The sequence below is a fragment of the Wolbachia pipientis genome (assembly GCF_023661085.1).
GTDB lineage: Bacteria > Pseudomonadota > Alphaproteobacteria > Rickettsiales > Anaplasmataceae > Wolbachia.
In genome coordinates this window covers 4,695-14,815 of record NZ_JAHDJT010000009.1, presented here as the reverse complement: position 1 = coordinate 14,815, position 10,121 = coordinate 4,695, and the positions used below count along the sequence as shown (strand labels likewise).

Sequence of the window (10,121 nt, the reverse complement as noted above, 5' to 3'; positions counted from 1 at the left end):
TTAAAATCCGGCGTTGGGTGATGCCTTAAACGACTTATAAGCGCGTTTCAGCTTGTATGGGTAAAAACCCGAAGTTTTAAAAAGACATGCAGTGCACATAGTGCGAAAAATTAAACAATAGTACGCCAAATACAAGTTCTCTTGTCATTTTAACCTGTACAGGTTGGGAAGTTAAACAAATAGCTTCACTAGCTATGATAAGGGTAACGGCAAAGGTTGTCAAGTAGTTTTTTTGTTTCTATGGCTAAAAAATCTGAATCCAGCTAGCTACCACAAAGGTATTATGATGGACAAAAGCAAATGCTTTTTAGTGAATAAATGAACCTTGCATTTTATCTTAGTTATTGCTATTCTGAATAAAAAAGTCGGGGCGTGGCGCAGTCTGGTAGCGCATTTGGTTTGGGACCAAAGGGTCGGGAGTTCAAATCTCTCCGCCCCGATTCTTTTATCAACACGCGTCTTACAGATTTCTAAATAATTTTACAGGATAGTGATTATCAGGTAATATAGCCGAAGTTTTTATTATGTCCATCATGGTTAAAGCCGTACAAATAAAAAGAACTGGAGGACCGGAAGTATTAGAATTTGTAGATAAAAGTACAAGTGAGCCAAGAAGCGAAGAAGTCCTGGTACGTCACACAGCTATCGGTTTAAATCGTTATGACTTGGAGCATAGAAAAGGCACTCGTAAAATTAAAAACCTGCCATTAGTGCTTGGAGTAGAAGCAGTTGGGGTTATTGAAAAGCTCGGTAAAAAAGTAAGCGATGGCTTAGAGATTGGAGATAGAGTTGGATATTGCACAGCACCACCTGGAGCATATTGCGAAAAACGTACCATACACCAAAAATATCTGATAAAAATTCCAGACGAAATACCGGATGAAATTGCAGCAGCAGTTCTATTTAAAGGCATGGCAGCTCACTATCTGGTTAACCAGTCTTATAAGATAAAACCTGGTGCTGTTGTGCTCGTGCACGGAGCCAGCGGTGGTTTAGGACAGATAATATGCCAATGGGCAAAGGATAAAAAAGGGATAGTTATAGGTTCTGTAAGTTCTGATGAAAAAATGAAAATAGCTTTACAGAATGGCTGCATATACGCAGTAAATTACAACGATAAAGACTTTGTTTCTAAAATTATGGAGATTACACAAAATAAAGGAGTAGGTGCAGTATATGACCCGATAGGCTATGCTACAAGCAAGCTTTCTTTTGAATCTTTGGGCAAGTTCGGTATATATGTTTCCTATGGGCAGATATCTGGCAGCGCTCCGGTTAGCTTTTCTTTACTTAGCTCACGTTCGCTATTTGCCACAGGAACCTCAATATATCATTATAAGCACGACAGGCTCACACTAGTGCTTACTGCAATGGAAATCTTTGAGATGATAAAGAAAAAACTTTTAACGGTAAGGATTAACAAAAAGTATAAATTCAATGAAATAATAGAGGCTCATTGCGATATGGAAGATAGAAAAGTAAGTGGACTGAATATCATTAAAGTCTCTTGAACAATTTCAACTACTACTCACTAAATTATGTTAAAATCCATGCATGCGCAAAGTACCCATAATTGCGCTATAATGAATCTCTTGCACAACCAATTTATGGCAAGGAATTTTTAGGAGAAACGCAGATGAGCACTGCAGAGTACTTGGGAGAAGTGTAGGCAAATTTTGACGCAAAATCAGAAAGCAGGTTATGTAAGAGATTTAACTCCTCCTTCAATGATAATCCCTCTATGTTGCGTTATTACACCCTGGAACTATACATCTAGGGCTTGATGTTTATCACATATTTAACTAATCTTTATTACAATTGCAAAAAACAACTTTAGCTTTTATGAAAACTGTATATGTATGTCAATCCTGCGGTCATAGCACTGGCAGGTGGGTAGGAAGGTGCATTGCGTGTGATAATTGGGATACGGTTGTTGAAGAAATAGTTGTAAGAACAGAAACAAAAAGTACATCTGTACCAATTTCAATAAAGGCATTATCGGATGATGAAATTGTTATCCCGGATCGTCTTTTGACAGGAATAGAAGAGTTGGATAGAGTTTTTGGTGGTGGTATTGTTAAAGGTGCAAGCATTTTAATTGGTGGCGAACCTGGAATTGGGAAATCTACCCTTTTACTTAGAATTGCAGCTAGCGTTGCACAACTTTCCTCTCTCGAGTGTCTTTATGTATCCGGCGAGGAATCTTTGGAACAAGTGAGCCTCAGAGCGAAACGCCTTAAGATAAATGAGCCTAAAGTTAAGCTTTTGTCTACAGTATCTTTAGCTGATGTAGTTACAACGATAAGAGAAAATAGAAGTATAAAATTCTTAATTATTGACTCCATACAAACGATGTATGATAGCAAAATTACATCAGCACCAGGAACTGTGAATCAGGTTCGCACCTGTGCCCATGAATTAACCATTCTTGCAAAACAACATGGTGTTTCCCTCTTAGTAGTTGGTCATATAACTAAGGATGGGCAAATAGCTGGACCTAAAACTTTGGAACATATGGTGGACACAGTGCTATATTTTGAAGGTGAAAATAGTAATCAATACCGCATTTTGCGTGCTATTAAAAATAGATTCGGCCCTGCAAATGAAATTGGTATTTTTGAGATGTCTGAAGCAGGACTCGTACCTATCGATAATCCATCATCATTATTTCTAGCAGGAAATATTGATGATAGAAAAGTTGTTGGCAGTGCTGTATTTGCAGGAATTGAAGGTTCAAGACCAATTTTGATGGAAGTTCAAGCGTTGATAGCAGAAACGAACATGGAAAATCCAAGAAGAGCAGTGGTTGGATGGGATATTAATCGATTAGCCATGATCATTGCAGTATTAAATGCTTGTTGTGAGATGTCTTTACACAAAAAAGAAGTGTATCTGAACATCGCGGGAGGACTGAAAATACAAGAGCCATCGGCTGACCTTGCTGTTGCTGCTTCCCTTTTTTCAAGTATAGTAAATTTACCGCTGCCAACTTCTTCAATAGTTTGTGGCGAAGTTGCACTTTCAGGCGAGATTAGAAACATCTCACATGCTGACCTGAGGCTCAAGGAAGCACAAAAACTGGGGTTTAAAAAAGCAATTATGCCTAAAAACGGCAATTACCCTTCTCATGATATCGAAGTAATTAAGCTTGGTCACATAAAGGAGTTGAAAGAAATCTTCAATCACAGTTAAACAGCGCTTCAGCAAATTCCTTACTAGTAAACTCCCTAAGATCCTCTATACCCTCGCCAATTCCTATAGCATGTAACTTCACCTTATAAGCTTCCGCAAGTCCAATCACTACCCCGCCCTTAGCAGTGCCATCTAGTTTGGTTACAATTAGCCCAGTAACACTCACTATCTTACTAAATGCCTCTAGTTGGCTATAAGCATTTTGGCCGGTGGTTGCATCGAGAACTAAAATAACATCATGAGGAGCAGTTTCATCCAGTTTCTTTATCGTTCTATATATTTTTGATAGCTCCTCCATAAGATTCACGTTATTTTGTAGCCTGCCTGCTGTATCAATCAGAACAACATCAACGTTATCTTTTATAGCCTGACTTACGGCTCTATACGCCACACTCGCAGAATCGCTACCATGCTCTCCGGTAACAATGGAACAACCAGAACGTTCTGCCCAGATATTTAACTGTTCACTAGCAGCAGCTCTGAATGTGTCGCACGCAACAAGCATAACGGACTTTCCCATCTCCTTGTATTTATACGCGAGCTTACCTATTGTTGTGGTTTTACCATTACCATTCACTCCGCATACCATTATTATATGTGGTTTTTCGTTTAAAATTAGCGGTTGCACAGCAGGGTTCAATATCGATTCTATTTCGCTTATTAGCTGCTGTGTGATAACATTATATTCAACTTCTTTGTCAAATTTGATGCTTGTGAGCCTGTCAATAATCAACTTAGAAGTTTTATGACCGATATCCATGCTAATTAGCAGCTCTTCCAGCTCATCTAAAAGCGACTGGTCTAATTTTTTTTTGCCAGAAAAAATACTCTTTACTCCATCGCTAAAGCGCGAAGAAGTTTTCAACAGGCCTTTATAAAGATTACTAAACAAACTCAAGGGAGTACTCCTTTTAAAATTACAATATAAAGAATGACATGCACTACGAGTATTTGTAAAGTTAAATATACTCACTTTTGTGTTATTTTGTGAGTAAAATATACCGTTTGCTAGTGTATTTCACTTTAGTTTTTAACCTAAATATGTTATAATGTAGGACAGTGGTTTATAGGTAATTTTATGAGTTATAATGAGAAAATTTTAGATCATTACGAAAATCCAAGGAATGTTGGTTCTCTGGATAAAAATGATCCAAATGTTGGCACTGGCTTGGTGGGTGCGCCATCATGCGGCGATGTGATGAAATTACAAATAAAAGTCAATAACAAAGGCGTTATTGAAGATGCAAAATTTAAAACTTTTGGCTGTGGTTCTGCCATCGCTTCGAGCTCCTTGCTCACAGAGATGATCAAAGGAAAAACTATTGAGGATGTAACAAAGATAAAAAACACGCAAATAGTGGAAGAATTGTCTTTGCCGCCAGTGAAGATACACTGCTCCGTGCTTGCTGAAGACGCTATAAAAGCTGCTATTCATGATTACCAAAGTAAACAAAAATAGCTATGAGTAGGTATCAAGGAGTAAATGCTGCGAAGAAAGATAAAAAACTTATCACTATCACTGCAAATGCAGTGGAGAGAATAAGGTGCTTATTAGATAAAAAACAGCATGATAACCTTGAGAAGTCAGAAGAAGCAATAGGAATAAGGGTACTAATTAAACAAAAAGGATGTTCTGGCTTAAAATATGATATTGAATATGCATATGATATTCGTCCTTTAGAGTCAGTAATTGAAGAAAGCTGCAGTGATGGCCAAAAAGTCAAGGTGTTGATCGATCCAAAATCTATCATGTTTATCCTTGGCTCTGAAATGGATTACGTAGAGGAAAAACTCTCGTCTGGTTTTGTTTTCAAAAACCCTAATGAGAAAGGAAAATGTGGTTGTGGAGAGAGTTTTCATGTCTAGCAACTATTTTACATTGTTTGAAATTGAACCTGCTTTCAACATCAGTTTTGATGAGCTAGAGAAAAAATATATTGAGCTCAGCAGAGCTGATATAAACGAAAGGCAGTCGAAAAACATGGAAAATATAAACAAAGCTTATCAAGTGCTCAAGTCACCACTAAAACGTGCCGAGCATTTGCTGGATCTTTTGGGGGTAAAAAGCCAAAAAGGTCACCTAAGCTCTGAAATATTGAATGAATCAATGGAAATAAGAGAGTACTTACTAGACTGTGATGATCTACAATTTGCAAGTAGGATGATTGATGAAAAAATAAAGGGTTGCACCAAAAATCTAATTAATGCTTTCGCTACAAAGAATTTTGGTGAAGCCGCGATGCAAGTTTTGAGATTGAAATATTTATACAAGTCACTTGAGGAAATGAAGAAAAATGCGGCCAATACAAATTTCTGAGCCAAATTCAAATGAAATAGTGTTTGGTATAGACCTCGGCACTACCAATTCTTTAATTGCTATAGTGAATAAAGCTGGTGACGTGGAGATATTTAAAGATGAACAAGGAAGAGAACTGCTACCTTCTGTTCTTTCATGTGAAAACAACATATTGAAAACCGGCTACGATGTTGGCTCAGGTGCAATTTACTCGATAAAACGTTTAATGGGTAAAAGTGTCAAAGACTTGCACAAAGAAGGCATCAATTTTGAAATAGACGATGAAAGTGAAAAAGTTATTAGGATAAGATGTTCAGAGGAAAAGTATCTCACTCCTGTTGAGATATCTGCTGAGATATTGAAAGCTCTATGTGAGAGGGTAAAAAAGTCTACGGGGATGGAAGTAAAAAAAGCAGTGATTACTGTACCAGCTTACTTTGACGACTCAGCACGTAATGCAACTAAGTATGCAGCAAAATTGGCTAGCATAGAAGTCCTTCGCCTCATTAATGAGCCAACTGCTGCAGCGCTTTCTTATTCGATTGAGAAGAACAACAGCAGTGGAATATATGCAGTTTATGACCTCGGTGGCGGAACGTTTGATATTTCAATATTGAAATTACACCAAGGAGTGTTTCAAGTTCTTGCAGTTGGTGGTGATACCAAACTTGGTGGTGATGATTTTGACCATCTGCTAAGCTCAATCGTGCTTAATAAGTATAGAGAGCAGGTAGGTTCAAGCGAAAGTGTCATCCCAGTGCCCAGACACTGGGATCCAGAAAACTTGATTGCAAATGAACATGCCATGCAATTGTGTAATAAGAACTGGGTTTCAACGTCAGCTGCTTTCATGACAGGACCATCACTTACTGAATTACGTACTGTAAAAGAATACCTAAGTGAAAATACGTCAGGCACTTTTGAATTCAACATCAACGGCGAGTTGTTTGAATGCAAAATTACCAAAGAAGAATTCGAGCAAGCAATAAGTCCTTTGGTTAGTAAGACTGTCAATATAGTCACTCGTACTATAAACGACATAGATCTTAAAATTGATGACATAAAAGGAATAATTTTAGTTGGTGGTGCAACTAGAGTGCCATTAGTTCACGAATCACTAGTCAAGCTCTTTGGCAATAAGGTACTGAATGATGTAGATCCAGACAAAGCAGTTGTTATTGGGGCAGCTTTGCAGGCTCATTATTTAACTTCAAGCTCAAAAGATAGGAACATTCTCTTGGACGTTTTGCCTTTATCACTTGGTATAGAAACTATGGGAGGAATAGTTGAAAAGATCATACCAAGAAACACGCCATTGCCAGTTTCAGAAACAAAAGAGTTTACAACTTATGTCGATGGGCAAACGGCAATGAAAATTCACGTTTGTCAGGGGGAACGTGAAATGATAGAAGATAACAAATCTCTAGCACAATTTGAACTCAAAGGTATACCGCCACTGCCTGCAGGTTCTGCAAGAGTTGAGATAGAGTTCACAGTTAATGTTGACGGAATATTGACTGTTACTGCACGAGAAAAAACCACTGGGATTGAGCAAGTAGTTGAAATAAATTCAAGTTTTGGCTTAAGTGAAGCCGATGTTCAAGATATGGTTAACCAGTCAATAAACAACTTTGATGAAGATATGAAGGCTCGTTCTCTTGCAGAAGCTAAAATTAATGGCAACAAACTCATACATTTGATTGAAGGCGATAATAGTCTTTCCTCTGATCAAAGGCTAAAAAATCTACTGCAAAACGCAAAAAAAACTTTACAAGGAAATGATTTGAGTGAAATCAATAGTGCTATTGCCAAGTTAGAAAACTCTTCCTTAGAGTTGTGTGAATTGACAAATAGGTAGAACTTATACAGCCTTGTGCAATATCCTGTCAAATCTCAGGGCAACAGGTACTCTGAAATTAAATGGCAACCAATCAACTTTGCCTAATTTAAACGATAAACCAACTATGCTCACACGCCCAATTATGTTTTCCATTGGTACAAAACCAATTTCAGGAAATCTACTGTCAAAAGAATTATTTCTATTGTCTCCCATAACAAAAAATTGATCTTTAGGTACATAATAAACTGGAGTGTTATACGATAGACTATTGGAAAAGTTATCTATCAAAATCTCATGTTTTCTTCCATCTGGGAGTGTTTCTATATACCTTGGTATACTGCGACTTGATTCATAATCAAAAAAACTTTCAATTTGTCTTCGCTTTACCTTCTGATCATTTAGATATAATTCTCCCTCTATCATTTGCACTTTATCGCCTGGTATTCCTATTACTCGTTTAACAAATCTGATGCTATCGTTTTTCGTAGGTTTAAAAACTATTATGTCACCACGCTCTGGAGGGGTATAAAAGATCCTGCCGCTGAAAATATTAGGAGAAAATGGAAAGGAGTGCTTACTGTAACCATATGAATATTTACTGGTAAAAATATAATCTCCTTCAAGCAGAGTGCTTTTCATCGAACCAGAAGGGATATGAAATGGCTCAAATAAAAAACTACGTATTGATAGCGCAATCAGTAGTAAAAAAAACAATGAAGATAAAAATCTTCCTGTTCTTGTTACCCAATTTCCTCTTAATTTCTCCAACTTTGTTTTTCTTATAAATTAAGCTTATTGTAACACATAAAAGTGGTAATGTGAAATTTTACTCGTAGGCGTTATTTCTAACCTCGTAACCTGTGCAAACTTTCGTTTATAATAGCTTCACTATGCCTTGAAATCAACTATACTACCGGATGTTTAAAATCACAGAAAGGTACCACTTCAGCGAAATGGATAGATAAGATGCTCTAAAAAGGTAATCATAGGGTAAAAGTGAGCTCACAACAAAAGGTGTCATCCAAGTAGCTGACACTGGGATTACACCGTCTGTTGCGCAAATTACCTGCTAATTACAATGTTCGTGCAGCTATGTGTCAGCTACTTGGACGACACCCTTCTGGTGGCCTGCACCACCTGGGCAAAAGTAGGTAATAAATTCTATTTACTCGATGTATATCGTGCAAAACTCGAGTACCCAAAACTTAAGGAGCAAGTTTTGTCCTTAGTAGCAAGATGTACACCACACGCAATTTTGATCGAAGCCAAAACGAGTGGTCAACAATTGGTGCAAGAGCTAAAAGCAAGCAGTGATTTGCCAATCATCAAAATAGTATCATATCACACACATATGATGATAAACTCGCTCGATTCCACCCCGACTATAGAGTCTGGAAAAGTTTTTCTGCCGCACCAGGCAATATGGCTCAATGACTTTGAGTATGAAATTTTAATGTTTCCAGAAGCACATCACAATGACCAAGTCGACAGCAACGTGCAATATCTATAGTGGATAAGAGAAAGCATCTCTCAGGTCGCAACTATACCAACATTGTGATTTTGGCCTGAAAGAAGGATGTCGTCCAAGTAGCCGATGCTTGGATGATAAGCTACTTGGTGTATTTTTGTATCCTTGCTAAGGTGCTTTTGGCCGCTTATAGATAAACTATAGGTACTTCGTTTTTTGTAAGCTTTCTCTGTCTTTGGTAATTTGTTTTAGCATAGATAAAATAAACTGTGTATTTTTTTAATAAATTGACTATGCTAAAAACATGCAAAAACGCTATGCAACTGTTTGTCTTATATTACTTCTTATAATTGGCACATTATTTTTAGTGCGCCCTATGATTTTTCCATGCTTAATATCTATCGTTGTTGCATATTTATTTAATCCGCTAGTAGTAAAGTTTGAGGAGTATAGAATATCACGCTTATATTCTGTAATTTTTATAATACTTGTCCTACTAATGATTTCTGTATTAGCTGTTACATTTGTCTTACCTATTATATATGTTCAAATCACCTCGATATTGAATTTTTTAGTCAGTAAAGCACCTTCATTAAATCTCAAAGTTATCCCATCTGTGTTAGAATTTTTCAATATAAAAACAGAAGATGGTTTGTTTGATCACTTATCTGAAAGTCTAGCAAAAGATTACGGCGATTATGTATCTTATTTTGCAAATGTCTTTGATATTACCAGTAATTTTATAATCCAGGTGTTAAACTCGAGCTTTAGCTTAATTCATACAGTATCATTAGTGGTGATTACTCCGGTAATGTTCTTTTATGTATTGCGTGATTGGCCTTTGATTGTAGCAAAAGTTAGTAAATTAGTTCCTGTTCCTTACAGAGAAAAAGTTGCAGATTATTTTTCAAAAGTGGATTTCATTGTATCTAACTACCTAAAAGGACAGGCGAATGTATGCATTTTTATGATGATTTTTTACTCTGTAGGTCTTAGTATAATCGGGTTGAGACATTCTGTTGCTATTGGAGTTTTGTCAGGGACACTAACATTTATACCTTATATAGGGCCATTATTATATACTATCATTGGGTTTTTGAGCGCTGTTACTCAATTCAGTGGATGGTTTGAAAGCACTGCTGTTTTAATATTATTTGGTGTTGGACAATTGATGGATGCAAATATATTGGTTCCTTTATTGATAGGAAAAAAAGTCCATATACATCCAGCTGTAATTATTCTTGGGGTTACTATATGTGCTTCATATTTTGGACTTATGGGTATATTACTTTTTGTTCCAATAATAGCAATGTTTTATGTATCAG

The 10,121-nt window shown here is 36.8% G+C and carries 9 protein-coding genes, 1 tRNA gene and 1 pseudogene; 9 read left to right on the top strand and 2 right to left on the bottom strand.

Annotation, left to right across the window (positions count from 1 at the left end):
- Positions 1–366: 366 nt before the first annotated feature.
- The 3 genes from DM84_RS00740 to radA all read left to right on the top strand — a co-directional run bounded on the left by DM84_RS00740 (position 367) and on the right by radA (position 3,192).
- Positions 367–440 (top strand) — tRNA-Pro (locus DM84_RS00740).
- Between the two features lie 93 nt (positions 441–533).
- The gene (locus DM84_RS00735) at positions 534–1,511 is read left to right on the top strand and encodes a quinone oxidoreductase family protein (RefSeq protein WP_250777622.1); all 978 of its coding nucleotides are present in this window, start codon (positions 534–536) and stop codon (positions 1,509–1,511) included.
- Positions 1,512–1,842: 331 nt separating this feature from the next.
- Positions 1,843–3,192 carry a DNA repair protein RadA gene (gene radA, locus DM84_RS00730; protein ID WP_250777616.1) on the top strand — a complete coding sequence of 450 codons (1,350 nt, stop codon included), beginning with the start codon at positions 1,843–1,845 and terminating at the stop codon, positions 3,190–3,192.
- On the opposite strand, the gene ftsY is transcribed toward radA, so the two are convergent.
- Complete coding sequence (ftsY, locus tag DM84_RS00725) at positions 3,179–4,090, bottom strand: signal recognition particle-docking protein FtsY (protein WP_250777614.1); 912 nt, start codon at positions 4,088–4,090, stop codon at positions 3,179–3,181. The genes radA and ftsY overlap by 14 nt on opposite strands.
- 180 nt (positions 4,091–4,270) lie before the next feature.
- On the opposite strand from ftsY, the gene iscU reads away from it, so the two are divergent.
- The 4 genes from iscU to DM84_RS00705 are packed head-to-tail and all read left to right on the top strand — an operon-like array spanning position 4,271 to position 7,346.
- Positions 4,271–4,651: a Fe-S cluster assembly scaffold IscU gene (gene iscU, locus DM84_RS00720; protein ID WP_250777612.1), complete on the top strand. Its 381-nt coding sequence runs from the start codon at positions 4,271–4,273 to the stop codon at positions 4,649–4,651.
- A 2-nt stretch (positions 4,652–4,653) separates the two neighbouring features.
- Positions 4,654–5,058: a HesB/IscA family protein gene (locus DM84_RS00715; RefSeq protein WP_250777611.1), complete on the top strand. Its 405-nt coding sequence runs from the start codon at positions 4,654–4,656 to the stop codon at positions 5,056–5,058.
- Complete coding sequence (locus DM84_RS00710; protein ID WP_250777609.1) at positions 5,051–5,509, top strand: iron-sulfur cluster co-chaperone HscB C-terminal domain-containing protein; 459 nt, start codon at positions 5,051–5,053, stop codon at positions 5,507–5,509. The genes DM84_RS00715 and DM84_RS00710 overlap by 8 nt, the downstream gene beginning before the upstream one ends.
- On the top strand, positions 5,487–7,346 hold the full coding sequence (locus tag DM84_RS00705) for an Hsp70 family protein (RefSeq protein WP_250777607.1): 1,860 nt from the start codon (positions 5,487–5,489) through the stop codon (positions 7,344–7,346). The genes DM84_RS00710 and DM84_RS00705 overlap by 23 nt, the downstream gene beginning before the upstream one ends.
- A 3-nt stretch (positions 7,347–7,349) precedes the next feature.
- Here DM84_RS00705 and lepB read toward each other — a convergent pair whose 3' ends face one another.
- Positions 7,350–8,096, bottom strand: a complete 747-nt coding sequence (gene lepB / locus DM84_RS00700) for a signal peptidase I (protein WP_410543767.1) — start codon at positions 8,094–8,096, stop codon at positions 7,350–7,352.
- Between the two features lie 361 nt (positions 8,097–8,457).
- On the opposite strand from lepB, the pseudogene terL reads away from it, so the two are divergent.
- Together terL and DM84_RS00690 are read left to right on the top strand one after the other, a co-directional pair.
- A pseudogene (gene terL, locus DM84_RS00695) lies at positions 8,458–8,838 on the top strand (phage terminase large subunit); the annotation flags it as partial.
- 262 nt (positions 8,839–9,100) lie between these two features.
- The coding region (locus tag DM84_RS00690; protein ID WP_250777603.1) for an AI-2E family transporter at positions 9,101–10,121 on the top strand (1,021 nt) is incomplete at its 3' end.